The organism is Ruegeria sp. AF2 (genome assembly GCF_056542025.1).
The window spans coordinates 681,710-706,886 of the sequence record NZ_JBQFZC010000001.1 but is presented as its reverse complement, the minus strand read 5'-3'; the positions used below and the strand labels follow the sequence as shown (position 1 = coordinate 706,886).

The window sequence follows — 25,177 nt, the reverse complement described above, 5'->3', positions numbered from 1 at the left end:
TCTCTCCGTTGATTGCTTAGTCGTCTTCCACGCGGGCGCGGAATCTCAAATCGATCTGGCGGATCGCGCCGCCAGTTCCCGTGCGCCGGGCGCTAGCGCGTTCAAACCACAGCCCCACCAGATGGCCCCGGTCCAAGCTCAGCGCCGCACCTTCCAGCGCGTCACACACCGCGCCCGCCAGTGTCTTGGCCGCACTGAAGCCCGCCACCTCGGACACCACCGAAACCGTGAACCGGTGCAATGCGCCCGCCCCGGATCGGTCCGAGGCGTCCCGCACCTCCTCCGGCCCGAGCGTCACATAGGTCTGGGGCAGCACTCCCGATGGCACCGCGTCATAGATCGCACCGCCTGACAGGGTGCTTACCTGCGCATCCCCCAAAAGCTGTTGAAACACGGCCGCCTGCAACGCGGCTGCAACGCCATAGCTCATGCCGCCACCTCTTCATCTGCGAAACAGGTCAGGTACTGGCCGCGTCCATCACGCTCGGCCACCGCGCGGATGACAAACCGGCGCGCCCCTTCTGCAAACCGCTGATCCGGCGCAGGCCGCATCGAGGACCCCACGGGCGCGCCGCGCACCACGATCCGATACCCAACCCGCGACACCGAGGCACCACCAACCGCCCGTTCCGCACCGCTGCGCGCCGTCACCTCGGCCCAAAGCGAACCCAGCGCGGTCCAGGTCTCGGTATACCCCCCCGCGCCGTCCGCGCTGCGCACCGGACCCTCCAGCACCAGCTTGCGGTTCAATCGCGGCGCGCTCATTGAGTCACCCCTGCACTGAAGCGCACCGTGCGATAGCGCTGGATCAAACTTGTCACGCCAAAGGGCATGCACCCCGCGCCCAGCGCCGTCTCATCGCGGTATTCGTAGTAATGCGCCGCCAGCAGCAGCACCGCCTGCCCAAGGTCAGCGGGCAGCCCGCCCCAATCCGTGGCCATCCCGACAGTGAAGGCAATCTTCACCGAGCCGCCGGTCTGCACCCTTGGCAAGCAAGTGCCAACCGGACGCAACCGAGGGCGCTGCATGTCGCGCTCCAAACGGTAAGCTTCGGCATCCACAACCATGTCGGTCCCCGCCGCATCCGTCAGCGTGATCGCAGCAACCGAGACCACCGGGGCCACCGGCAGCACTTCACCTGCTGGATCGCGCCAACCGTTCAGGCTCCACGAGAAATCCCGTTCTATCAGCACCTTACCGGTGCGCGCCTCAATCGCCGCAATGGCCGCACGCAGAAAGCCATTCAACACCTCGTCCTGCACATTGCCCTCGGCAAACCCCGTGCCCAGCCGCAGATGCGCCTTGAACTGATCCACCGGCAGCGCCGCATCCGCGATGGCGGTTTCTTCGATCAACATCATCCATTCACTCCGCAATCTCGGACCCCTCCGGGGCCGTATCCTTGGAAAATGACGGGCACGCGCCGCCCCACGTTGCTCGGACGGAGGGGAGCAGCTAGACAACGCGAGGGATCTCACCCCGGCCCGCGCCCGCCGCCCGAGGGGCTTGCAGCCCCCCGGATCCGCCACCGCTTAGGCGATGCCGAATTTCAGCAGTTTGATTGCAGCAAAATCGCTCACATCACCGCCCACGCGCTTGGTCGCGTAGAACAGGACATGCGGCTTGGCGCTGAACGGATCGCGCAGCACCCGCAGATCGGGACGTTCGGCTATGGTGTAGCCCGACTGGAAGTCACCGAAGGCAATCGAATAGCTGTCGGTTGCCGCATCCGGCATGTCCTCGGCAATCAGCACCGGATAGCCCATCAGACGCGCAGGCTCACCAGCGGCTAGGCCATCCGACCAAAGGAAGCGGCCATCGCTGTCCTTCAGCTTGCGGATCAGACCCGCGGTTTTCGAGTTCATCACGAAAGTGCCGTTCACCCGGTACTGCGCGCCCAGCGCATAGACCACGTCCACAATCGCATCCGCATCGACGCCACCATCAATGCCCGACGCGACATAACCCAGGCTATCCCAGCCCCAGCTGCCGTTTTCCATCGTGCGGTGGGTCAGGATACCCTTGGGCTTGTCCACACCGTCGCCATTGATAAACGCCGCTGCCTCGGCCCGGGCAAACTTGTCGGCGATACGACCGGCCAGCCAACCTTCGACATCAAACGCACTGTCATCCAACAGACGCTGCGACGCCTTGGGCAGCGCGCTCAGCTCGTGCAGCGGGATCGAAATCCGATCAATCGATGGGGTCGAGGTCTCAGCCGTGGCCGAGTTTTCATCCGCCCAACCAGCGCCCACATCGGTGTGGTCGATCAGCACGTCGAACGAGTTCGCCTCGACATTCACAACTGACGCAATCGAACGGAGCGAAGCGGTTGAATTCAACACCGACTTGATCATCTCAGCCGTCTGCGGATCGACCAGATAGCCACCGTCGCTGTTCACCGCCGTCGAAAGCGACTTGGCCTCAATCTCCAGCCCGCGCAGCCCGTCATCCTCGCCCGAACGCACATAGGCGTCAAAAGCCTTCTGATGCGGGGCGCCTTCTTCGATCGATGCCGCAAGGTGCGGACGCGCCGCGATGGTTGATTTACGATCCAGCATGGTCAGTCGCTCTTCTGTCTGTTGCAGTTGGGTTTTAACTTCGGCCTTGAGGCCGTTGAATTCATTCACGAAGCCAGCCATCGCCTGCTTCACCTCCTGAACCAGGGACGCACCCTCTCCGGTCAAGGCCGGGGTCTCGGTCTTGCTCATCAGCACTTCCTTATTGGGGGGTTAGAGGCGCTAGATTCGCGCCAGCTCCTGCCGGGCGTCGTTGAACACCTCAGCAATACTGCGCCAGGTGTTTTCAACGTCAGGCTCAACACCCTTCGCCGCCACCCGCGCACTGGGCAGCATCGGGAAAGTCACCAGCGACACCTCCCATAGCTCCAGTTCGGTCAGGACCCGCTGGCCCTTGTCATTCTTCACGGCCCGTTTGGTGCGATAACCAATCGACAGGCCATCCATAGCGCCCGCCCGGATCAACTCGGCCGCCTCACGGCCCTTTTGCGTGGCCTCCAGCAGACGCCCTTTGACCCACAGGCCCTTGTCGTCCTCGCGCACCTCATCCCAGACGCCGATAGGCTGCGCCGGATCGTGCTGCCACAGCATCTTGACCCGCTGACCTGCCTTCGCCAGCCCCTCCAGCGAGCCGCGATACGCCCCGCGCTGCACCACATCGCTGCCCTGATCGACCTGCCCAAACAGGCTGGCATACCCTTCGATCACCGCATCGTCGGTTACCGACAAGCTGTCTCCGAACTGTGCGAATTTATGTTCCAAATCCATGAACTTCTCCATGTAACCCACTGACATTATGGCGTTACCACAAGGAATGACTGAAACGCCTGCGCCAAAATCACCGCCGCCACGCCGTACACTGTCAGCCACAACCGTTTCTCCAGCCGCTCCATCATCTCTTCGATCTGATCCAACCTGCGGCACAGATGCGCATGCTGGATCTCGGCCACCCTCTCATGCGCGGCCAGACGTAGGCCCGGCGCACAGTCGAACGGAGGATACCCGTCACCCATCGCCACGCTCCGGCAGCCCCAGCAACGCGCGTTTCTCGGCATCCGTCAGGAAATCCGCCCCGTTGACCCGCGCCCATTGCGCATCGCGTTCCGCCGACAGCGCGGGCACCTGATCCAGATCCGGCTTCAGCACCAAATCCTCACCCGAGAAGCCCGCCAGCCACTCGGACATCGCCGCCGCCACCCGCGTCACCAGAGGCAATACGGTCAGGCGATAAAACGCCCGGTTGGCCTCCTGATAGTTCGAATAGGTCGCGTCGCCTTGGATCCCAAGCAACATTGGCGGGACACCGAAGGCCAGCGCGATCTCGCGGGCGGCGGCTTCCTTGGTCTTTTGAAACTCCATATCGGACGGAGAGAACCCCATCGGCTTCCAATCCAAGCCCCCTTCCAGAACCATCGGACGGCCCGCATTCCGCGCCCCGCGATAGTTCTGCTCGATCTCATCCGACAGTCGCCGGAACTGATCTTCAGCCATCACCCCATGACCATCACCCTTCCACACCAACGCCCCCGAAGGCCGCGCCGCATTGTCCAGCAGCGATTTCGACCACCGCGACGCGCTGTTATGCACATCAATCGCCATCGCCGCCGCCTGCATCGGTGAAAATCCATAATGATCATCCTGAGGATGGAACGATTTGATATGACAGATATTTTCCGCCGCAAACCGGTGCTTCTTGCCACCAACCGCGTAATCATAAGCCTTGGGCCACCCATCCGCACCCGGCACCACGCTCATCCGGTCGGATCGCAACACATGCAGTTCAACCGGCAGGCCCTCATCAGCCTGCACCCCTTCGACATAGGCATTGCCCGACAGCAGCAACTGCCCAAACAAGGCTTCCATCAATTCCGCCCGCCCCTGTGCCGCATTCGGGCGGCGCATCAGCGACAGGATCGGATGGGTATCAAACCGCTGCGCCTGATCCTGCAACACCAAAGGCAACGCAGCCGCCGCCTCGGCAATCAGTTTTACCGAGCGAAACCCCACCGGGTTCCCCGAAAATCCCGTCCGCGTCAGCGACACCGCATCCCGAGGGCTCCACGCCACTCGCCCGCCCGTCTGCCACGCCACCACAGGCCCCGCCGCGCTCGCCTTCGCCTCGGGCGCTGCCTCAGCCGATCCACGACGCAAGAAATCGAATACCATCTGTGCTCCTTTCTGCCGCCGCTCTGCCCGGCTTGTTGAAAGGAGTTATGAGGGAAAGAAGTTTAAGCCTTGGGAATGGGGCGTTCGGGGGGTAGGCAACGGGTCAGCGACCATTCTCCGACTGCCATCAGACAACAAGACAATTAATCGGCAGCTCCGGACTTTCGAAGCTTACGATCTGCACTGCCCACGCCTCGAAAACAAACATGACCGACATGTGATGTCCACGACATTTTGGCTAAATCACTAGGGTGGGTATCGATCCCAAAGAGCAATTGTTGCAGCTTTCATACGTCTGCTGCGTGCTTATTTACAAACTCTTTTACGACGTTTGAGTAATCAATATTGAGAATGTCCAAATTGCGGATAGCTGATTGAATGAGCCACTTTGACTCATCCTCCACCTCAAAGAACAACTCAGCACTATTCCCAGATGCAACACTATCCATATGCTTGATACTGTTTTTGGGGCGCACAAGTAATTTTCTGAGCTCTTTTTCACTCAACTTCTTCCAGCCGAGTTGCTCCACGCCCACTTTTTGGATGACGTTCAAACGATTAACTGCTTCAGTCATTTGGTCCACATCGCCATTTGCACGAATAAGCTTGCCAAGAAGCTCCTCTGCCACTCCGGCCAAATTCATTGCGGCGAAATATCTTTGACGCAACTCTCTTTCTTCAATAGCTGCTTCTAAGTACTCGAGAGCTATGTTTAATTTGGGGTATTTGCTCAAATGCCTTCTCCATACTCTCAAGTAGTATCGGCTGGTATTGGCATGAATTGAAACTTCAAACCAGTGTCGCAATTTGATCGTTGGTCTGCGGTTAGCACGCCGGTTTGACCTATTGTTCTTTTCCGTTGGTCTGGAAACAGGCCTGCTAAAGGCTAAGCATTGTCGTAGAGCCACTAGCTTCGAAATACGCGTTTTAATCACAAACTTCGCACCCGACGCCGACCATACGCTCCCGCAGGCACCACAATCAATTCATGCGGCGCCCATACCAACGCATCTATTCTGTCTGGCGAGCCCTGGCCCTGACTCCAGCTTGGACTATTACAATAGCCGCGGCGCGCTCAACGTCCGACCAAATTCCTTTGCAATCACCGCCAAGTTCTTGTGATTTCGTGCCACGGCAATTGTCTGCGTTTCACATGCCCCCACGTGTGCTTCAAATTGAAGAGGCCACCCGATGAATGAAAACGAACCTGTGCCGTCCGGACACTCCGATACAAACAATAACTGGACCAAGGAACCGACTGCTGCCGACAAACACGTCTATGAGGTGTTTGCCTCCAACGTAGTCGTTCTTGTGCAGCTGCTTGACGACTACAAAACCATGATGTCGCCGGATGTCCATGCAAGGCTGTTTTCTTCGCTGCTGACATTGTCGCGTTTGCTCGGCGAATACGAGGACAGTTGGAATCAAGAGTACCCAACGTCCTGAACCTGAATGCGCCCAGCGAAAGAGCAGCCCTTAAGGCGAAATATGATTGTTTGTAGAGCAACCCTCAAAGTGCTCACAAACTCCGCACCCTGGGCCGCCGAAACGCCCCCGCAGGTGCCACAACTAACTCATGCAGCGCCCAGACCAACGCGTCGACCCGGTCGGGTGAGCCCTGCCCTTCGAACCCGCGCGCGGTCATCTGGCACATCTGCTCCTCTAGCGCATCCAGCCCGGCCACATGGCTTACCCGCCCCTGTTCGTACAGCGCCGCCACAGGCTCAGCCCGCGCGACCTTGCCGCGTGACGCCCGCACCGCGCGATAAGGCACCAGAGGGTCCACCTGCCGCACGACCTCTTCCACCAGTTGCCCGCCCTGATTGACCTCGGCCACCAGCCGTTCGGCCCCGAACTCATCCATCGCGTCAATCGCCGCCTGCGCCCAGCCCGCCGGGCCAACGCCCTGCACCGTCCGGTCAGCCAGCACATAGGCCCGCCAGTCCTCGGGCGGCCCCTCTAGCTGAGCACCAACGACCACGATCCCGCAAGCATCTGCATCCGCCCTCGCCGTTACTGCCGGGTCCAGTGCCACGACGATGCGGTCCAGCGTAGGCACCCGCGTACAGCGCGCCGCCTCCAGCATCGAACCCGTCCACAACGCGCCTTCGGCATCCGACAGCAACACCCCGTCTAATTCCTGCCGCCCCAGCCGCGTGCCTGCATAGCGCGCGCGTACCTCTTCCAAAAAGGAACCCGCCAGATTGGCCCGGTTCGCCTCGGTCGGCGCGTGGGTCTGCACCGTGGACGGAGACGCCAGCAACTCCTTCAAAACCTTCACATTGCGCGGCGTCGTGGTCACACAGACCCGCGGCCGTTCCCCCAGCCGCAGCGCAAATTGCAACATATCCCAGGTCTCGCCCGCCTTCTTCCACTTGGCCAGCTCATCCACCCAGGCCGCATCAAACTGCGGCCCCCGCAACCCCTCGGAATCATGTGCCGAAAACGCCTGCGCCTCGGCCCCGTTAGGCCAAACCAGCTTGCGTTCGGACGCCTTCCAAACAGGCCGCCGATCCGGCGGTGAACACTGCAATATCCCGCTATCCCCAAAGATCATCACATCGCGCACCTGATCAAATGTCTCACCGACCAGAGCCACACGACACGCCTGCCCCCGATCCAGAGGCAATGACCCCTCGACCACCGACCGCACCCACTCGGCCCCCGCCCGCGTCTTACCGGCCCCGCGCCCGCCCATGATCACCCACGACCGCCAGTCGCCCTCGGGCGGCAACTGATGCGGCAGCGCCCAGAACTCGAACAGGAAAGGGAGGGCACACAGCCCCCCCTCCCCGATCTCACTCAGAAATCTGTCCTGCACCGCAGCAGGCGCGGAGGCGAGCCAGCCTGCACCCGATCTCAGATCGTGCCCGATCAAGGTCGAGCGCATAGCCCCCTTGGGCAATTCCGGCTTGTCTGTGATGTTGTTCGACAAAGCTTGTCTCCACTTTCTGGCAACTGCGGATCAGCCCCTCTAGCTGACCCAGTTGCTTGCCTGTTCCGGCAAGGTCTGCATCCTCCCCGGCACCGATCTGTTTTCGCAGTTCTTCCGCCGCTTGGCGCAGATCGCGAATGGATCGCTCAAGCGACTGCAATAAATCAGCCGTCTGAGAAATCCGCTCTTCCGGGGTAATCAAAGTCATGTTTGCCTGTGACCTCATGCGTGAGTTTTTCCGCACGAGAGAAACGAAAAACGACCGCCGGGTCGCCCCGGGGCCGTTGCCCACCTCTTCTAGCATGACATAATTCATACCAAGAAAAGTACGCAAAGTCAATGTGTTACGCAACGAAGATGCAACACCCGGCGTCCGATCCGTTAACGATCAGCCCCGCATGACCTCAAGAAACGCAGCGCTTACGATCAAAGCCGCACCCAATACTTCTCTCATCCCAAACGGCTCGCCCGAGAAGACCGCCGCCGAGATCAGGCCCACCACAACTTCGCTCATCAGCAGTAGACCAACGCGTGCCGGGGTCAGCTTGGTTGCGGGCCAAATCGTCAGAAAAAACATCGGCAAGGTGTACAGGACCGACAGCAACGCGACCGGGCCGATTCGTATAACCATCTCGCCGACTGCCTCTGATGACGCCAAACCGCCGCCGAATGGAAGGCTCAGCAGAGACAACACCAAAGCGCCTGAAACAAAGGCAAAAACCTGCCCCGGAACAGAGATACCGGACGTCCGATAAAGCCCCAGAGATCCCATCGCCCAAGTGATCCCCGAGATCAGGGCCAGCCAGTCTCCAGTATTGCGCGGCCAGGGAAACCCCTGTTCTCCGCCAAGCACGATGAACATGCCACCCAGACCGCAGAGTAAGCCCAGCACGCGCGCCGGGCCAAGACGTTCACCCAGAAACACCATTCCAAGGATCGTTCCCCAGACCGGTGTCAGATAGAACAGCAGGATTGACCGGACGACATCTGTGTAAACCAGACTGATGGTAAACAAGCTGAACGCAGCACCGGTGAACATCCCGCTCAAGATCAGCCCGCGCCAGTCTTTCAAAAGCGCTTGCCGTTCGCGCATCAGGAAAGGCGTCAGTACGATCAACGCCGAGGTGTACATCACAATACCGGGCCATGGGCCATCCAGTCCTTGGTCGACAAAGTAGCGAACCGGAATCCAGTACAGCCCCCACATCATCCCGCCGATGACAAGGGCGACGCTGGCGGTCCTCAAATCCGCTCCGTGTAAAGCTCTGAATGTCATGACCCGACTCATAAAACCTTCCGAACCGTATCTGGCAAACGCGCAACCCGCGCAAGCTTATGGCCGACACGGCGCTTGACAATCGCGACCGCAAGGCGCATGTGCCCCTCAAACAGCGCTACCGCGTGAGCACGTGGGCGACACCGCCCCCAACAGCGCCCGATTCACCCATAGTTCCCCATCACGCAGGGTTCTTGACGCGACAACCAGATGCTGCAGGGAACGCCTGCACGTCCTGAGGTTTCGCACAACCCCTGCCGGTCGCGGAAGCGGCCCATCACGACTTGCCCGTGGACCTTTGCCTCGGGCTGTAAAGGATAGTTATTTGTTCGACTTCGATATGCTGGGCCTTGCGCCCGCTCTAAATGATGCGCTCAAACGCGCCAACTTCACTCAACCGACCCCGATCCAGAACCAGGCGATCCCGCTGGCCCTGAATGGTCACGATATCCTTGGCCTCGCCCAGACCGGTACAGGTAAGACATTGGCCTTTGGCCTGCCGCTGATCGACCATCTGCTGGCCCAGCCCGGCAAGCCCGATCCCAAAACCGCCAAGGCGCTGATCCTTGCGCCCACCCGCGAGTTGGTCAACCAGATCGCCGACAGCCTTTGCAACTTGACCAAGAAAACCAAGATCCGCGTCGCGACCGTGGTTGGCGGTCAGTCGATCAACAAGCAGATCATGTTTCTGGCGCGCGGCACCGACATTCTTGTCGCCACCCCCGGTCGCCTGATCGACCTGATGGATCGCGGTGCGGTTAATCTGGGTTCAGTCAAGCACCTCGTACTGGACGAGGCTGACCAGATGCTCGATATGGGCTTCATCCATGCCCTGCGTCGGATCGCGCCGGAACTGGGCACGCCGCGCCAAACCATGCTGTTCTCAGCCACCATGCCGAAGCAAATGGAAGAGCTCAGCCGTGCCTATTTGACCAACCCGCAACGGGTGCAGGTCTCGCCCCCCGGCAAAGCAGCCGACAAGATCACACAGTCGATCCACTTTGTTGAAAAGCCTGCAAAACCCGCCAAACTGCGCGAGATCCTCTCGGCTGACATGGACGCGCTGACGTTGGTCTTCTCCCGCACCAAACACGGGGCCGAAAAGCTGATGAAGGGGCTTGTCGCCGATGGCTACAATGCAGCCTCGATCCACGGCAACAAAAGTCAGGGCCAACGCGACCGCGCCATCAAGGCGTTCCGCGCCGGTGAGGTCAATGTTCTGGTCGCTACCGACGTCGCCGCGCGCGGCATCGATATTCCGGGCGTGGCCTATGTGATCAACTACGACCTGCCCGAGGTACCGGACAACTATGTCCACCGCATCGGCCGCACCGCTCGTGCAGGCCGCGAGGGCGAGGCCATTGCCTTCTGCTCGGCGGAAGAGGTCGACCTGCTGCGTCAGATTCAGAAGCTGATGAAGATCGAAATCCCGGTCGCCAGCGGTGAGATGCCTGAAGCAATCTCACCAAAGAAAACCCCGCGCCGCCCAAGCAACCGCCGTCGCAGCCCGAAACCTCAGCACTCTGGTGCGCCCAAACCGGGCGGTCAGAAACGCCGCCGACCGCGTCGCGCGAAAGCGGCCTGAATAAGAAACGGCCCGGTCGATTGACCGGGCCGTTGCTTTATCGGGGTCAGAGATTCGTGTTGTACAAGTCGGACAAAGTGCCGTTTCAAACCTGTACAACACGGACGATTGAATCAGTTCCCGGAATTCCGCTCGGCCTCGATCTCACGCCACTTTGCGACGTTGCGATTGTGCTCTTGCAGGGTCTCGGCAAAGGCATGACCACCGGTTCCGTCCGCAACAAAGAAGATGAAATCCGTGTTGTCAGGTGCCACCGCAGCCTCAAGGCTCGCGAGACCCGGATTGGCAATCGGGGTCGGCGGCAGCCCTTCGATGACATAGGTGTTCCAAGGCGTCGCACGGCGCAGTTCGCTTTGCCGCAAACCGCGACCCAAAGCACCCTGCCCTTTGGTTACACCATAGATCACCGTCGGGTCTGTCTGCAGCCTCATACCTTGGTTCAGACGGTTAACGAAAACGCTGGCTACCTGGCCACGCTCTTCCGGCTGACCTGTTTCTTTTTCGATGATCGAAGCCAAGATCAGCATCTCTTCGGGGCTGTTCAGAGGTAAACCATCCTGACGCCCCTCCCACGCCGCGTTAATTCTAAGCTGCTGTTTTTCCTGCATTTCAGAAAGAATTACATTCCGATCTTCACCGGGTCTGACCTCATAACTGTCAGGGGCCAACATCCCTTCAGCGGGCAAATCGGCTACTTCGCCGGTTAGCAAATCCATCGCCTTTAGCGACTCCACAATCTGCCAACTGGTGACGCCTTCAGCTAACGAGATGCGATAACGCGTATCCGCCTCACCGCGTTTTTCTGCATAAACTTCCGGGGCGTCCTCTTCGCCGATCACAAAGGAAGCCACCTCATCAAAATCCAGAGTCGCCGGGTTCAGCTCCCGCACGCGGGTCTGCATACGGGTCACGCCAATGCGGTATTCGATCTCGGTCCCGCAAGTGCTGGCGCCGCTATGAGTTATGTCGTCGACGATTTGCTCCATCGACGCGCCTTCGCGAACCAGAAAGCTACCCGCTTTCAGCTGCTGAGATTTGTCTGTGTAATCAGCAGCTAAGCGGAAAATCAACCCGCTGCTGATCGCACCCTGATCCTCCAGATCACGGCTAACCCTTGTCATGTTAGAGCCCGGCTTTACCTGCAAACAGATCGCAGTTTCTAGGGGACCTTCGGACTTGTATTGCGACTGCCCCCACAGGACGACACCGCCCATCAGGAACAGCCCAACGATCAGTATTGTCAACGCGTTCGAAGCGAGCGCTCGCCACATTTAGTTGACCTTTCCGAAGATCACACTTGCATTGGTGCCGCCGAAGCCGAACGAATTTGACAAGGCCACGTTGATCTCACGCTCGCGCTTGGCATTCGGGGCCAAATCGATCGGAGTTTCAACTGCTGGATTGTCCAGATTGATCGTCGGTGGTGCAACCTGATCGCGGATCGCAAGGATAGAGAAGATCGCCTCAATCGCGCCAGCGGCGCCCAGCAGGTGACCAGTGGCCGATTTGGTCGAAGTCATCGTCGCGTTGCTGGCGTGATCCCCCAGCAGGCGTTCTACCGCGCCCAGCTCAATCGTATCCGCCATGGTCGAGGTCCCATGCGCGTTAATATAATCCAGATCCTTCGGCTCAAGCCCCGCACTACGCAGCGCTGCTTTCATCGAGCGTTCGGCCCCATCGCCATCCTCGGACGGCGCGGTGATGTGATAAGCGTCACCCGACATGCCATAGCCCAGAACCTCGGCGTAAATCTTGGCACCGCGCGCTTTGGCGTGTTCGTAATCCTCAAGAACTACAATGCCTGCACCTTCGCCCATGACGAAACCGTCGCGGTCGATGTCATAGGGGCGGCTCGCTTTCTTCGGATCATCGGCGTATTTGGTCGACAGCGCCTTGCAGGCGTTGAAGCCGGCGATACCGATTTCGCAAATACAGCCCTCGCCGCCGCCTGCGATCATCACGTCTGCATCCCCGGCGCGGATGATGCGGCTGGCATCACCGATCGCATGGGCACCGGTCGAGCAAGCAGTCACGACCGAGTGGTTCGGCCCTTTGAACCCATGACGGATCGAAACCTGCCCTGAGGCCAGATTGATCAGCGCGCCCGGGATAAAGAACGGAGAAACCCTGCGCGGACCTTTGTCGCGGATCAGGTTGGCCGTGTTGGCAATTGATCCCAGCCCACCGATACCGGACCCAATCAGAACGCCCGTGCGCAGGCGGTCTTCTTCGTCTTCGGGCAGCCAATTGGCATCCTTGCAAGCCATCTCGGCTGCAGCGATGGAATATAGGATGAAATCTTCAATCTTGCGCTGTTCTTTCGGCGGCATCCAATCGTCAGGATTAAACGTCCCGTTGGTGCCATCTCCGCGCGGCACTTCGCAGGCATAGGTCGTGGTGACCCCGCTTGCCTCGGCATCAAACTGCGTGATTGGTCCTGCGCCGGATTCTCCATCCAGCAGCCGTGACCATGTTTCCTCGACCCCACTGGCCAAAGGAGTGACCAATCCAAGACCGGTTACAACGACTCTGCGCATGAAGTGCCTCTTGCCTGCTTCCTGTTATGAGAACCGCTCATACCCCGGCCCGGGGTGCGGGGGCAAGAGCAACGGCATATTCTGAACCGGCATCCTTGTGCCGTAACCTGTTCAAATCCTCTGTCAATTGAGTTGAACGATGCCTGAAAGGCAAAAACCCGCCCTTCCTTCAACGGGAAAGGCGGGTCGTCTGGTACTGAAGTTTACTGGAACTCGGCGACTGGCTCGTGTGCCGATTGGGCGACCTCCAATGCTTCGGACAGATCGACGGACTTGCGGAACAGTGCCCGGCCAACGATCGCACCCGAAATATTCGAGATATAGGCGAGACGAGATATATCGTCGCTGGTACGCACGACACCGCTGGCTATGATCGGTGTACGCGATTTTTCGGCCAGTCCTGAAATCAGACCCAGCTGCGCCTCGACGTCTTCCATATCGCTATCGATATCGGTCACCAAAATTGCTGCAAGCGGCGTATCCGCGAAAGCTTCGATGAAGGCTTCCGGGGTAAACGCACTTTGGCTGCGCCAACCTTCGGTCATCACTTGCCCTTGCCAAACATCGACCGCCAACACGATCTGATCGGGATAAAGCTTAGCCAATTCCTTAACCAATTGCGGGTCCCAAGCCGCAAGTGTGCCAATCACGATTCGGCCAGCCCCTTTATTGATCCAATGTTCAACATGCTCGCGGGTCCGCATCCCCCCTGCCAACTGCACTGACATTTCAGAGGAGCGAATGATTTCTTCGATCAGTTCGGAATTGGTATCCCGGCCTTCGATCGCATCAAAATCCGTAAGCTGCATCCATTCCGCTCCAGCCGCAGACCAGCCGCGCGCGGTCTCGACCGGATCGACATGCCAGATCATCGCTTCATCCAGACGCCCCTTGTCCAGCGTAACGCACCGACCGTTCTGCAACTCCATCGTGGGGTAAATCATCATGATTCATATCCTCCGCTGAATCATTCCGTAATTCCACGATAGCATAGAGTCTCAGTTTGCCGCTTTATTTCACAAGATCGGCAAAGCTCGTCCATTTTGCGGCATCGCACTGCCCAATGCGTTTCACACCCGTGTCGGAGGTCCGTCACGGCGAAACAGATGAACGGGGGTGTCGCGGTATTCAGCTTCGCGCAACAGCTTGTAGCCCAGCTTTTCAGCCAATCGCTGTGAGGCTGCATGGTCCGCGTCGATCAGCGCAACCAACGGGCCCGGAATGATCCGGTCGAACCAGTCGTGCGCCGCCTGCGCGGCCTCACACCCGTATCCTTGCCCCTGCATGTCCGGGGCCAGAACCCAGCCGGCTTCGGGAAAACCATCAAAATCATCGCCCAGGGACCGGTTGCCATAAAAGAACCCGGCTTGCCCGATCAGAGTACGATTCGACTGCAGCATCACACCCCATTGACCGAACCCGGTCATCTGCCAATGTCCAGCGTTGCGCAGGAAAGAATCCCACGCCTCGCCGCGCGTTTTCGGGGTGCCTCCAATATGGCGTACAACCTCGGGGTCGCGCCAGATTTCGGCGAACCGGTTGAAATCTTCGGGGCGCATTGCACACAAGGTCAGACGCGCCGTGTTGATCATCGGGGTGGATCTTATCATGCCCTTGCCCGCTCAGAAACTTGCCTCAGGTGTCAGAGTGCGGAGCCTCAACGCCTCAAAGCAAGCGCGAAATGTGGCAGAGCATAAAAAAACGGCGCTTCCGTTGCCCGGAAGCGCCGTTTTTGTCTCAGTCAGGTCAGCTTAGGAAGCTTCGCTGATGAATTTGACCGCGTCGCCAAAGGTCTGGATGGTCTCGGCTGCGTCGTCCGGAATCTCGATGCCGAACTCTTCTTCGAACGCCATTACCAGCTCAACGGTGTCCAGGCTGTCTGCGCCCAGATCGTCGATGAACGAGGCGTTTTCGGCAACCTTGTCCTCTTCAACACCCAGGTGCTCAACAACGATCTTCTTTACGCGATCTGCGACGTCGCTCATGTCTATTCCTCATTTCAATTTCAGGGCTGTCCGCCCGGTTCTGCCCTTGCCCGTTCGGGGTGGACTTGTTTTGCCCTTTCCGGGCGGTTTGGGTCCCGGGTCCCCGGGAAATCAGAGAACCGGCCCTTGGACCGGTTCCTGCGCATATGCGCCGCCTATAGCACAGACAACGCACAAGGCAAACGCTTTCGCGCCCACCCTGAATTGCGATTACAACATGGCCATACCGCCATTCACATGCAAGGTGCTTCCGGTAACATAACCTGCTTCAGGGCTTGCCAGATACAGCACAGCGGCTGCGATTTCCTGCGGATCACCCATACGACCGGCCGGAACCTTGAGCAGCAGACCCTTCTTTTGCTCATCCGTCAGCTTCTCGGTCATCGCGGTGGTGATAAAGCCCGGCGCAACCGCATTAACGGTAATGCCACGGGTCGCAACCTCATGCGCCAGCGCCTTGGAAAAGCCGATCATGCCGGCCTTGGAGGCAGCATAGTTCGCCTGCCCTGGGTTTCCGATCGCAGCCACAACGGACGAGACATTGACGATCCGACCCCAGCGCGCCTTCATCATGCCCCTGATCACGCCTTTGCACAGCTTCATCGTTGCGGTCATGTTCACGTCGATCACGCTCTGCCATTCTTCATCCGACATGCGCATGAACAGGTTATCGCGTGTGATGCCTGCGTTGTTCACCAGAATATCAACCGAGCCCATCGCCTCAGCCGCTTGTTTCGGCAGGGCCTCGACGGCTTCGGGATCGCTCAGGTTACACGGCAAGACATGCGCACGATCGCCAAGGCTGTCGGCCAGAGCTTGCAGAGGCTCCACGCGCGTTCCGGAAAGGCCAACAGTTGCACCAGCGTCGTAAAGCGCGCGGGCGATATCGCCGCCAATACCACCCGAAGCACCGGTGATTAGCGCATTCTTACCTGTCAAATCAAACATCTATGTTTCCTCTCTGGCCGCCGAATCCGGCGGCTGTCCCTTGTTCATGCGCCGGGGTTAACGGCTTTTTGTACATCTTCAGGCGTCCCGACCGCTGTGCAGACCAGAGCACGGTCGATCTTGCGGATCATGCCCGACAAAGCTTTGCCCGCGCCGATCTCCCACGCTTCGGTCACACCCTGCGCGACCATGTACTGTACGCTCTCACGCCACCGAACCGAGCCGGTGACCTGTTCCACCAGCAACTGACGGATCATATCTGGATCAGCCACAGCTTCGGCGCGAACATTCGCAACCAAAGGCACGGCAGGCGCTTTGATTTCAACCGAGGCCAAAGCCTCTGCCATTACATCTGCCGCAGGCTGCATCAGCGCACAGTGAAATGGAGCACTTACCGGCAACATAATTGCACGCTTGGCACCTTTTTCCTTGGCGATCTCGGCTGCGCGCTCAACAGCGGCCTTTGAACCAGACACAACAACCTGGGTCGGGTCGTTGTCATTGGCAGCCTGACAGACCTCATCTTGCGCGGCCTCTTCCGCAACGGCGCGCACCGCTTCAAGATCGAGCCCCAGAATGGCGGCCATTGCGCCCTCGCCCACCGGCACTGCACTTTGCATCGCCTGCCCGCGCGTCCGCAGCAGGCGGGCAGTATCGGCAACCGTCAAGGCTCCGGCCGCAGCCAGCGCCGAGTATTCACCCAGCGAGTGACCCGCCACATAAGATGCCATTGAAATCGAAACGCCTTCGGCCTCAAGTGCGCGTATTGCGGCCATCGAGGTTGCCATCAGCGCGGGCTGTGCATTCTGAGTCAGGGTCAGCTCTGCGATATCGCCGTCCCAGATCAGATCGCTCAGTTTTTCGCCCAAGGCCTCATCGACCTCATCGAAAACGGCGCGGGCGGCTGGATATGCCTCAGCCAAGGCCTTGCCCATTCCGATGGTCTGGGCGCCCTGCCCGGGGAAAACAAACGCGCGTGTCATTGGTGCCTCTTGCGTGACGTCAGATTTCGGCGGGGTTTAAACTGACAATCGGTGCGGCACAAGCATTGCCTGCGTTCTGCATCAGGACACCTTTACTGTGCATTTCTCTGTCTTGTGTCCACACGGCATCCATTTAACTTACCCTCAATTCAGAAACTCGGAGAGCCAATCGATGCCCCTTACCAACACCCGGTCCAGCTATGGTGGTGTAACCAAAGCATTTCACTGGCTGACCGCGCTACTGATCCTGACGGCTCTGCCGCTGGGCTGGTTCGCGAACCAATTGGCCCATGCGATTTACGATCCGAGCATTCCCACGACCGAGGATGATATCGCCCGCGCCGCCCAGCTGTTTTCACTGCACAAAACCATTGGTGTTACCGTGTTCTTCGTCGCACTGGCCCGAATCCTTTGGGCTGTTACCCAGACGAAGCCGGGCTTGCTGAACGCTGAAAACAAACCCGAGGCCTTCGCCGCCGAAACTGTGCACTGGCTGCTGTACGGCTCGCTTGTTCTGGCTCCGCTCAGCGGCTGGATTCACCACGCCGCCACCGACGGCTTCGCGCCGATCCTATGGCCCCTTGGCCAGAACCTGCCGCTTGTTCCGAAGTCAGCTTTCCTTGCCGACATCAGCGCCAGCCTGCATTGGCTTTTCGTCTGGGCCCTGGGTGTGGCGCTCGTGCTGCACATAGCGGGCGCGCTGAAACACCATGTCGTGGACAAAGACAGTACCCTGCGCCGTATGCTGCCCGGCCAATCGGACGCGCCGGAACCCCCGGCACAGCACCATTCCATTGTTCCCGCCTTCGCCGCCTTGGCAATCTGGGGCGCGGTGCTGGTCGGAGGTTGGTCCACCGGTGTCTTTGACGACCAGTCCAAAGCATCCGAAGACACGGCCGAACTTGCGCAAGTTCAATCGGAATGGGAGGTCGAAGACGGATACCTGTCGATTACTATCTCGCAATTGGGCAGTCCCGTAAGCGGCGAGTTTGCTGACTGGACTGCAGCGATAGCGTTTGAGGATCCCGCCGAGCCGGGATTGGCCGGTTCCGTCGATGTAACGATTGCCATTGGCTCACTCAGCCTCGGCACAGTCACCGACCAAGCGATGGGTGCGGATTTCTTTGACAGTGCGCAGTTTCCTACGGCTCAATTTAAGGCCGACCTGTTCAAAACGGATGCGGGTTATGAGGCGCGAGGACCTCTGACAATCCGGGACAAATCTATCGATGTCGTCCTGCCATTTACGCTGGAACTGGCCGACGATGCAGCGACGATGTCGGGGAATCTGGAACTCAACCGAATGGATTTCGACGTTGGAACATCGCAACCCACCGAAGATTCGTTGGGGTTCACGGTTATCGTGGCAGTCGAATTGACGGCAGAACGCGACAACAAATAAAAAACCGCCGGGGCGCATAACCCCGACGGTTTCTTTTTGGGATCATGAAGGGATTAGTCGGCCTTCTGTGCCTCGATCGAAATCTTGACCTCGACCTCATCACCCACGAATGGAGCGAATTGGCCCAAATCAAAATCGCTGCGCACCAGCGTTGTGGTGGCGTCAAATCCGGCCCATGGCTTGCCCGCCATCGGGTGCTCACCCACCTGGTTAAGCTTGGCATCCAGAACCACGGATTTGGTGACACCATTCATGGTCAGATCACCGGTGATGTTGGCTGTGTTTTCGCCAGTGACCTCAATACCAGTTGAAGTGAAGGTCACCAGATCACCTTCGGCTGCGCCAAAGAAATCTTCGGTCATGAAGTGATCTTCGCGCGGTTTCCAACCGGTGATCATCTCAACGACCGGCATCGAAACAGTCACGCTCGATGCTGCCGGGTCTTCCTGATCAAACATGATTTCGCCCTCAAAGCCCGAAAACATGCCCGTGGTGGTCGAAAAGCCAAGGTGGTTATAGCTGAAGATGACCTGGCTGTGGCTGGGGTCCAGAACGTATTTCTCGGCGCTGGCAAACGCCGAGGTCGCTGATACGGCCAAAGCAGCAGCAAGAAGGGTGGATTTCATGACAATCTCCGCAAATTTGTGAATGCAAACCGAATGGGTTGCTCGATAACAAAAATGTGCTGCCCAAGGGCAGCACACAAGTTTTTTTGATTCACAACTTCTGTTCCTTTTTGAACAGAATAAAAATCAGGCGAAAATTGTTACGTTTTGGCTGAGTTGACCTTTGAGCGCTGAGCCAACATCCGCCGATTCCAGTGGCAGCTTCATCAGCAGGCTTCCGTCTACATCGTACAGTTCGACCTGGTCGTCAGCGAAACGCGCGCCACCCAGCGAGTCGTAGCTGCGGCGCAATACCGTTTGCGGCCGACCGTTTTCGTTTTTCTGCAGAATGCGAACCTCGCGGCGGATTGGGTCAAAATAGGCGTCTGGGCGCGCATCCATCACCTCGATGGTCAGCAGGCTGACGCCAACAATCAGGAACATCAGCGAAGCGACCAACTTGATAGGCCAAACCTCGGCTCCCATAACCGAACCCGGCATCAACCACATCGAAAAGGCCGACACGATCAGAAAGACACCAACGGCACGCAGAAGAAACATCCGCGCCCGCCAATTCGGTGCAAACGTAATCAGAACGGGCACGGATTTATCAAATATCGCGGCAGGCGTCGATTGTTCAAAAGTGTTTGTGTTCATGACGGCCATTGTCTTGCCCTGTCTATGTTTTCCAATCTACCGGGTTCTCCCGGCTTCATGAACAACCTCGGGGCGAAAAGCGTCAGGAATTGGGCGCACCAGTGGAAATAGGGCGACTTCACAAAGGCATATGTGGCAGGGCTTGCCCCGCCCGCTCAAACGTGTATACGGAGCCATCCTTCGCAGGAGTTATGAATCGCGCAGCCTCTCGTGGCAGGGTCGCGAAGGACCATATGGCCCCGCCTTTGAAATGCGCCTTGATATAAACAGGAGTGCACATGCCACTGTATGAGCATGTAATGATCGCGCGTCAGGATTTGTCCAACGCGCAGGCAGAAAGCCTTGTCGAACATTTCGGCACAGTTCTGGCTGACAACGGCGGCAACGTCGTCGAAAGCGAGTACTGGGGCGTCAAGACGATGGCTTACAAGATCAACAAGAACCGCAAAGGCCACTATGCCTTCCTGAAAACCGATGCCCCTTCGGGTGCGGTTCAGGAAATGGAACGCCTGATGCGCCTGCATGATGACGTGATGCGCGTTCTGACCATCAAGGTCGACGAGCATGCCGAGGGCCCCTCGGTCCAGATGCAGAAGCGCGATGAGCGCGAAGGCCGCCGCGAGCGCCGCTGATCAACGCCTGACGAAAGGACATAAACCATGGCCGCAAAACCATTTTTCCGCCGCCGCAAGGTCTGCCCGTTCTCGGGTGAGAACGCGCCGAAAATCGACTACAAAGACACTCGTCTGCTGCAGCGCTACATCTCTGAGCGTGGCAAGATCGTACCTTCGCGCATCACCGCCGTTTCGGCGAAAAAGCAGCGTGAACTGGCCCGTGCTATCAAGCGCGCCCGCTTCCTCGCCCTGCTGCCCTACGCCGTGAAGTAAGGAGAGACTGACATGCAAGTTATCCTTCTGGAACGCGTTGCGAAACTGGGTCAGATGGGCGACGTCGTTGACGTCAAGCCCGGCTACGCCCGCAACTTCCTGCTGCCCCAAGGCAAAGCGCTGAGCGCATCGAACGCCAACATCGCGTCGTTCGAAGCCCAGAAAGCCCAGCTTGAGGCACGCAACCTGGAAACCAAGAAAGAAGCTGAAGCGCTGGCTGAAAAGCTGGACGGTCAGCAGTTCATCGTGATTCGTTCGGCATCGGATGCCGGCGCTCTGTACGGTTCGGTCACCCCGCGTGATGCCGCAGACGCCGCAACCGAAGCTGGCTTCACCGTCGACAAGAAACAGATTGCCCTGATCGCTCCGATTAAGGAACTGGGTCTGCACTCGGTCGCAGTCAACCTGCACCCCGAGGTAGAAGTCGAGATCAAAATGAACGTCGCACGTTCGGAAGAAGAAGCCGAACTGCAGGCATCGGGCAAATCGATCCAGGAACTGGCTGCTGAAGAAGAAGCCACCGCCGAATTCGAGATCGCCGAGCTGTTCGACGACATAGGCTCTGCCGCTTCGGAAGACGAAGATCTGGTTGCCGAAGAAGCTCCGGTCGAAGAAGACGAAGCAAAAGCCTGATCTGGCTGCATATCCAATATCAAAGGGCCGCGCTTTTACGCGGCTCTTTTTTCTTTTTGTTACATCGCAAGCAAAATTCGGCCCGATTGTTCGCCTGGCCTTGCAGACCGGCGAGGGTTTCATATCATCGCCATTCGCAATCAGGAGTATTTTGATGACCCCCCTCCTTCGTCGCCGCGTCTTAACCTTGTTGCTTATGGCACCGCTTGCAGCTTGTGGCAGTCCTGGCAGCTCGGGTTCCGGCGATACGTTCGATCCCCCCCTCTACCCCAATGAAACACCCGAGCTTCGCGTTTCGATCAATAAATGGGCTGACCACTACGAGCTCCCGCGGGAGTTGGTGCACAAGCTGGCGATCCGTGAAAGCACACATCGGCCGTGGGCGGTGAACCGCCCCTATTATGGGCTTCTGCAAATCCTCCCGGCCACTGCGCGATCAATGGGTTATACTGGAAATGCCAAAGGCCTGCTGGACGCCGATACCAATCTGGAGTTTGCCGGAAAATACCTGCGAGGCGCCTGGCTTTTGTCTGATGGAGATCAGCAGCGTGCCATCTTTCTTTATGCCAAAGGATATTGGCCCGAAGCAAAGGCCAGGGGCATGCTCGTCGAGACGGGTCTGGTTTCTGCCACAGAATAGGCATGTTTAATTCGCATTTCGATTGTAATGCACATACATAACCTTCGAAATGCCACGGCGAATCCCATGACCTACTGCACAACTCTGACGTTAAATCTTTTAAAGGTGCGTAATTGTGTGCCCGAAAGGCACATTTACCTATAAAAGGCAGACATTTCCCACATCTTCTTGTCTTGACAAGCGAAATGTGGTGTCCTGCTTGACGTCAGGGAAGACAGTATCATTTTCCTGGCCAAGGGGATCCGCCCGCTCACTCGGGTCTAACTGGTCGTTACCGTATGGATATTGTTGATCTCAGCACTCTTCCCGAACAGGATACTCGGTATGACGAGTTCCTGCGTCAGGTCTGTGACAAATATGAAATGGACCACGCAGCCTATGCGGGTATGAATCCTGCTGCAGGTACGATTCACGGCCATGTGACTTATGGGGACGACTGGAAAACCCACTATCAAGAGCAAGGCCTGCACCTGATCGATCCGACGCTGCACATGAGCCAGCGCAGTATCGCTCCGGTCGACTGGAGCCGTCTGGAACGCGGTAAAGATTTCCAGCGCGTTTTTCGCGATGCACATGATTTTGGCATTCCAGATCAAGGCATTACGATTCCGGTCCGCGGGCCGTACGGAGATATCGGCTTGCTTAGCGCAGTGCGCGAGTGCAGCCGGGATGAGTGGAAGAAACTGGTGCCCAACGTGATAAGTGACCTGCAATCATTGGCCGTACACATCCATGACAATGTCATGACATCGGATACGATCAGCCGGATGCTGTACCACCCGACCCTCTCCAGCCGAGAATTGGAGATTTTGCAATGGGCCGCAGCGGGTAAATCGCAACAAGATATCGGCGATATCCTGTCGATTTCGCACCGCACGGTTGAGGTGCACTTGCGCTCTTCTCGCGAAAAGCTTAATGCACTGACGACTCCGCAGGCTGTCGGTCGGGCCATCGGAATCGGCTTAATCTACCCAGGATAAAGCCAAATTTTGCCGAAATTGGGCTAAAAAAAGCCAATATTACGGGAAACCCCCAATAGATTCGCTGTGGAAACCGGGTAACGTCTTATCCACAGACAGATCACTCGAAGGGGGTTAACATGATTTTGGTAGTTGATGGGCTGAACAGACATCTGTTCACCGAAGTTCTTGACGATATGTTCGAACTGCGCGCTCGGGTTTTTGGTGGACGACTTGGATGGGACGTCCACATCGAAGACGGCAAGGAAATCGATCAGTTCGATCACCTGGATCCTGCATACGTAATTGGTCTCGACGATGAGGGGAACGTCGTAGCCGCAGTACGTGCACTCCAGACCACCGGCCCGCACATGCTTTCAGATGTGTTCTCGGATATCTTATGCGGCGAAGCGCCGATGCGCAGCGCGACCATGTGGGAATCCACCCGCTTCTGCGTCGACACGCAGCGACTGACCCGAGGAAAAGAGAAGAACTCGGTTTCTTACGCGACCTGTGAGCTGATGATCGGATCTCTGGAATACTGCCGTAGTGCGGGTATCCAGGACATCATCACCGTGATTGACCCGGTTATGAACCGCGTTCTCAAACGCTCGAACTGTGCGCCTTACGACTATGTGGGCGAAACCGTTCCGATGGGCAAGGTACCGGCCATGGCGGCGTTGCTGGATTGCACAGAAGAAAGGATTTCGGGTCTTCGCGAATTCGCAGACATTCACCACGATGTCTTTATCGAAGAAGAAAAGGCGTTGGAGTTCTTCGAGGCCAAAAAGGCCGCCAAACTCAGCCCGGCAAATCGTGACCACAAGCCGCTCACCGATCTTGAGAAGTACTTTGTCGAACAGATGAGTGCGGCCAAGACGGAAGAAGAAAGGCAGGCAGTGCTGAAACTGATCGAAGCGCTGTCCGACACATTCACCCCAGAGCAGAAGACCGCTCTGTTACAGACCCCCCGTGCTTTTGCTCATGAGGCCTGACCCCCTCACCTCATAGTACAAAGCCACCCATGCGGAGCCGTCTAATTCGAGACGGCTCCGCTTTTTTTTAACCCCTAATGGGGGAAGGAAGAGGATTATTCCTCTTCCAGTGCCTCAACGGCTTTTTGCAGATCGTCCTTGCTGACTTCTTTGTCCGCAACCTGAGCCAGTTCGAAGACGTAGTCGACAACCTTGTCTTCAAAGATAGGCGCACGCAGCTGCTGCTGCATTTGGGCGTTCTGCTGCACAAATTCAAAGAACTGGCGCTCCTGGCCCGGGTACTGACGCGCCTGGTTCATGATCGCTTGTGTCATTTCCGAGTCGGTCACTTCAACCTCGGCCTTCTGGCCCAGTTCGGCAAGCAGCAGGCCCAGACGCACGCGGCGTTCGGCAAGCTTGTTATGCTCGTCGGTTGGTTCGATCGGATCGTGATCGTGACCTTCAACGTCAGGGTTTTCCTCGTGCCACAGCTGGTGTGCGATCTGCTTGGCTTCGGCTTCTACCAGTGACGGCGGCAGGTCGAACGAGACTTTCTCGTCCAGCACGTCCAACAAAGCGCGCTTCATAACTGCACGGGACGCACCAGCATATTCGGCTTCCAGACGCTCGGCGATCTGTGCCTTCAACCCAGCCAGATCTTCGGCACCAAATTTCTTGGCCAACTCGTCGTCGACCTCAGCCGCGACCGGCTCTTTCACCTCTTTGATGGTGCAGGTGAAAACGGCGTCTTTGCCGGCCAGATGCTCAGCACCGTATTCTTCGGGGAAGGTGACGTTGACGTCTTTTTCTTCCTCGGCCTTCACACCAACCAACTGCTCTTCAAAGCCGGGGATGAAGCTGTTCGAGCCCAGAACCAGCGGGTAGTCCTCGGCCGATCCGCCTTCGAACTCTTCGCCGTCAACCTTACCAACAAAGTCGAACACGATCTGGTCGCCATCTTTGGCTTTGGAACCCTTACGGCGCGCTTTGAAGTTCTGAGCGGTCTCGGCCAGGTTGTTCAGCGCTTCTTCAACGGCTGCGTCATCAGCTTTGACAACCAGCTTCTCCAGCTCGACCGATTTCAGGTCGACCTCGGGAATCTCAGGCAGCGCTTCGTAGGACATCGCGACCTCGACATCGTCGCCTTCTTTCCAGTCCTCATTGGTCATCTTGACCTCGGGCTGCAGCGCAGGACGCTCACCGCTGTCTTCAAAGTGCTTGTTCATCGCACCGTCGATGGTTTCCTGCATCGCTTCGCCAAGCAGGCGCTGGCCGAACTGCTTTTTCAGCAGAGCCATCGGCACCTTGCCTTTGCGGAAACCCTTCATTTCAACCTCGGGCTGCGCTTCGGTCAGTTTCTCGTTGACCTTGTCGTCCAGCTCGGCTGCGGTCACAACGATGTTGTAGCCGCGCTTCAGACCTTCGTTCAGCGTCTCGGTAACCTGCATTTTGGTAGTCCCCATAGGATTCGGGGCGCGCAAAACGG

Annotated in this window: 29 protein-coding genes; 9 read left to right on the top strand and 20 right to left on the bottom strand. The window is 58.0% G+C overall.

Annotation, left to right across the window (positions count from 1 at the left end; translation table 11 throughout):
• Positions 1-16: 16 nt before the first annotated feature.
• The 8 genes from ACR0NM_RS03475 to ACR0NM_RS03440 all read right to left on the bottom strand — a co-directional run bounded on the left by ACR0NM_RS03475 (position 17) and on the right by ACR0NM_RS03440 (position 5,419).
• Complete coding sequence (locus ACR0NM_RS03475; protein WP_480613240.1) at positions 17-430, bottom strand: DUF3168 domain-containing protein; 414 nt, start codon at positions 428-430, stop codon at positions 17-19.
• Positions 427-765: a phage head closure protein gene (locus ACR0NM_RS03470; RefSeq protein WP_480613238.1), complete on the bottom strand. Its 339-nt coding sequence runs from the start codon at positions 763-765 to the stop codon at positions 427-429. The genes ACR0NM_RS03475 and ACR0NM_RS03470 overlap by 4 nt, the downstream gene beginning before the upstream one ends.
• Positions 762-1,361 (bottom strand): head-tail connector protein, encoded by a 600-nt coding sequence (locus ACR0NM_RS03465; RefSeq protein ID WP_480561352.1) that lies wholly within the window; start codon positions 1,359-1,361, stop codon positions 762-764. The genes ACR0NM_RS03470 and ACR0NM_RS03465 overlap by 4 nt, the downstream gene beginning before the upstream one ends.
• Before the next feature lie 171 nt (positions 1,362-1,532).
• Positions 1,533-2,711, bottom strand: coding sequence for a phage major capsid protein (locus ACR0NM_RS03460; protein ID WP_480613236.1), 1,179 nt, complete (start codon positions 2,709-2,711; stop codon positions 1,533-1,535).
• Positions 2,712-2,741: 30 nt separating this feature from the next.
• Complete coding sequence (locus tag ACR0NM_RS03455) at positions 2,742-3,287, bottom strand: HK97 family phage prohead protease (protein ID WP_480459285.1); 546 nt, start codon at positions 3,285-3,287, stop codon at positions 2,742-2,744.
• Between the two features lie 26 nt (positions 3,288-3,313).
• On the bottom strand, positions 3,314-3,532 hold the full coding sequence (locus tag ACR0NM_RS03450) for a GTA head formation protein, RCAP_rcc01685 family (RefSeq protein ID WP_010442100.1): 219 nt from the start codon (positions 3,530-3,532) through the stop codon (positions 3,314-3,316).
• The gene (locus ACR0NM_RS03445) at positions 3,525-4,685 is read right to left on the bottom strand and encodes a phage portal protein (protein WP_480613234.1); all 1,161 of its coding nucleotides are present in this window, start codon (positions 4,683-4,685) and stop codon (positions 3,525-3,527) included. The genes ACR0NM_RS03450 and ACR0NM_RS03445 overlap by 8 nt, the downstream gene beginning before the upstream one ends.
• Before the next feature lie 287 nt (positions 4,686-4,972).
• On the bottom strand, positions 4,973-5,419 hold the full coding sequence (locus ACR0NM_RS03440) for a hypothetical protein (RefSeq protein WP_480613233.1): 447 nt from the start codon (positions 5,417-5,419) through the stop codon (positions 4,973-4,975).
• A gap of 457 nt (positions 5,420-5,876) precedes the next feature.
• Between ACR0NM_RS03440 and ACR0NM_RS03435 the strand changes: the two genes are divergently transcribed.
• The gene (locus ACR0NM_RS03435; protein WP_170598023.1) at positions 5,877-6,131 is read left to right on the top strand and encodes a hypothetical protein; all 255 of its coding nucleotides are present in this window, start codon (positions 5,877-5,879) and stop codon (positions 6,129-6,131) included.
• Positions 6,132-6,204: 73 nt separating this feature from the next.
• Here the strand turns inward: ACR0NM_RS03435 and ACR0NM_RS03430 are convergent, their stop codons facing one another.
• Together ACR0NM_RS03430 and ACR0NM_RS03425 are read right to left on the bottom strand one after the other, a co-directional pair.
• Entirely contained in the window at positions 6,205-7,575 is a 1,371-nt protein-coding gene (locus ACR0NM_RS03430; protein WP_480613909.1) for a DNA-packaging protein, read from the bottom strand.
• Between the two features lie 433 nt (positions 7,576-8,008).
• Positions 8,009-8,896: a DMT family transporter gene (locus ACR0NM_RS03425; RefSeq protein ID WP_480613231.1), complete on the bottom strand. Its 888-nt coding sequence runs from the start codon at positions 8,894-8,896 to the stop codon at positions 8,009-8,011.
• 325 nt (positions 8,897-9,221) lie between these two features.
• Here ACR0NM_RS03425 and ACR0NM_RS03420 point away from each other — a divergent pair, with 325 nt between their 5' ends.
• Positions 9,222-10,481 carry a DEAD/DEAH box helicase gene (locus ACR0NM_RS03420; RefSeq protein WP_480613229.1) on the top strand — a complete coding sequence of 420 codons (1,260 nt, stop codon included), beginning with the start codon at positions 9,222-9,224 and terminating at the stop codon, positions 10,479-10,481.
• Between the two features lie 113 nt (positions 10,482-10,594).
• Here the strand turns inward: ACR0NM_RS03420 and mltG are convergent, their stop codons facing one another.
• The 7 genes from mltG to fabD form a co-directional block, all read right to left on the bottom strand.
• Entirely contained in the window at positions 10,595-11,752 is a 1,158-nt protein-coding gene (mltG, locus tag ACR0NM_RS03415; RefSeq protein WP_480613227.1) for an endolytic transglycosylase MltG, read from the bottom strand.
• Positions 11,753-13,018, bottom strand: a complete 1,266-nt coding sequence (gene fabF, locus ACR0NM_RS03410; RefSeq protein WP_170403139.1) for a beta-ketoacyl-ACP synthase II — start codon at positions 13,016-13,018, stop codon at positions 11,753-11,755.
• 203 nt (positions 13,019-13,221) lie between these two features.
• Positions 13,222-13,965, bottom strand: a complete 744-nt coding sequence (locus ACR0NM_RS03405; protein WP_170396463.1) for a 1-(5-phosphoribosyl)-5-[(5-phosphoribosylamino)methylideneamino]imidazole-4-carboxamide isomerase — start codon at positions 13,963-13,965, stop codon at positions 13,222-13,224.
• A 123-nt stretch (positions 13,966-14,088) separates the two neighbouring features.
• The gene (locus ACR0NM_RS03400; protein ID WP_170403143.1) at positions 14,089-14,628 is read right to left on the bottom strand and encodes a GNAT family N-acetyltransferase; all 540 of its coding nucleotides are present in this window, start codon (positions 14,626-14,628) and stop codon (positions 14,089-14,091) included.
• Positions 14,629-14,769: 141 nt separating this feature from the next.
• A complete protein-coding gene (locus tag ACR0NM_RS03395) occupies positions 14,770-15,003 on the bottom strand; it encodes an acyl carrier protein (protein ID WP_008756330.1) in 234 nt (77 codons plus the stop codon).
• A gap of 210 nt (positions 15,004-15,213) precedes the next feature.
• Positions 15,214-15,951, bottom strand: a complete 738-nt coding sequence (gene fabG / locus ACR0NM_RS03390; RefSeq protein ID WP_170396459.1) for a 3-oxoacyl-[acyl-carrier-protein] reductase — start codon at positions 15,949-15,951, stop codon at positions 15,214-15,216.
• A gap of 44 nt (positions 15,952-15,995) precedes the next feature.
• Positions 15,996-16,934 carry an ACP S-malonyltransferase gene (gene fabD, locus ACR0NM_RS03385; protein WP_480613225.1) on the bottom strand — a complete coding sequence of 313 codons (939 nt, stop codon included), beginning with the start codon at positions 16,932-16,934 and terminating at the stop codon, positions 15,996-15,998.
• A 172-nt stretch (positions 16,935-17,106) separates the two neighbouring features.
• Between fabD and ACR0NM_RS03380 the strand changes: the two genes are divergently transcribed.
• Positions 17,107-18,336, top strand: coding sequence for a cytochrome b/b6 domain-containing protein (locus ACR0NM_RS03380; RefSeq protein WP_480613223.1), 1,230 nt, complete (start codon positions 17,107-17,109; stop codon positions 18,334-18,336).
• 53 nt (positions 18,337-18,389) lie between these two features.
• Here ACR0NM_RS03380 and ACR0NM_RS03375 read toward each other — a convergent pair whose 3' ends face one another.
• Positions 18,390-18,962: a YceI family protein gene (locus tag ACR0NM_RS03375; RefSeq protein ID WP_170396453.1), complete on the bottom strand. Its 573-nt coding sequence runs from the start codon at positions 18,960-18,962 to the stop codon at positions 18,390-18,392.
• 126 nt (positions 18,963-19,088) lie between these two features.
• A complete protein-coding gene (locus ACR0NM_RS03370; protein ID WP_480613221.1) occupies positions 19,089-19,598 on the bottom strand; it encodes a hypothetical protein in 510 nt (169 codons plus the stop codon).
• Positions 19,599-19,876: 278 nt separating this feature from the next.
• Here ACR0NM_RS03370 and rpsF point away from each other — a divergent pair, with 278 nt between their 5' ends.
• From rpsF to ACR0NM_RS03340, 6 genes are all read left to right on the top strand, one after another.
• Positions 19,877-20,230, top strand: coding sequence for a 30S ribosomal protein S6 (gene rpsF, locus ACR0NM_RS03365; protein ID WP_068332653.1), 354 nt, complete (start codon positions 19,877-19,879; stop codon positions 20,228-20,230).
• Positions 20,231-20,257: 27 nt separating this feature from the next.
• Positions 20,258-20,485, top strand: coding sequence for a 30S ribosomal protein S18 (rpsR, locus tag ACR0NM_RS03360; RefSeq protein ID WP_005608650.1), 228 nt, complete (start codon positions 20,258-20,260; stop codon positions 20,483-20,485).
• 12 nt (positions 20,486-20,497) lie between these two features.
• Positions 20,498-21,118 (top strand): 50S ribosomal protein L9, encoded by a 621-nt coding sequence (gene rplI, locus ACR0NM_RS03355; protein WP_480613219.1) that lies wholly within the window; start codon positions 20,498-20,500, stop codon positions 21,116-21,118.
• A 154-nt stretch (positions 21,119-21,272) separates the two neighbouring features.
• Positions 21,273-21,758: a transglycosylase SLT domain-containing protein gene (locus ACR0NM_RS03350; protein WP_480561346.1), complete on the top strand. Its 486-nt coding sequence runs from the start codon at positions 21,273-21,275 to the stop codon at positions 21,756-21,758.
• A gap of 278 nt (positions 21,759-22,036) precedes the next feature.
• Positions 22,037-22,738: an autoinducer binding domain-containing protein gene (locus ACR0NM_RS03345; RefSeq protein WP_170396446.1), complete on the top strand. Its 702-nt coding sequence runs from the start codon at positions 22,037-22,039 to the stop codon at positions 22,736-22,738.
• A 119-nt stretch (positions 22,739-22,857) separates the two neighbouring features.
• Positions 22,858-23,712 (top strand): acyl-homoserine-lactone synthase, encoded by an 855-nt coding sequence (locus tag ACR0NM_RS03340; protein WP_170396444.1) that lies wholly within the window; start codon positions 22,858-22,860, stop codon positions 23,710-23,712.
• 95 nt (positions 23,713-23,807) lie between these two features.
• Here the strand turns inward: ACR0NM_RS03340 and tig are convergent, their stop codons facing one another.
• The gene (gene tig / locus ACR0NM_RS03335; RefSeq protein WP_170396960.1) at positions 23,808-25,139 is read right to left on the bottom strand and encodes a trigger factor; all 1,332 of its coding nucleotides are present in this window, start codon (positions 25,137-25,139) and stop codon (positions 23,808-23,810) included.
• Positions 25,140-25,177: the final 38 nt, after the last annotated feature.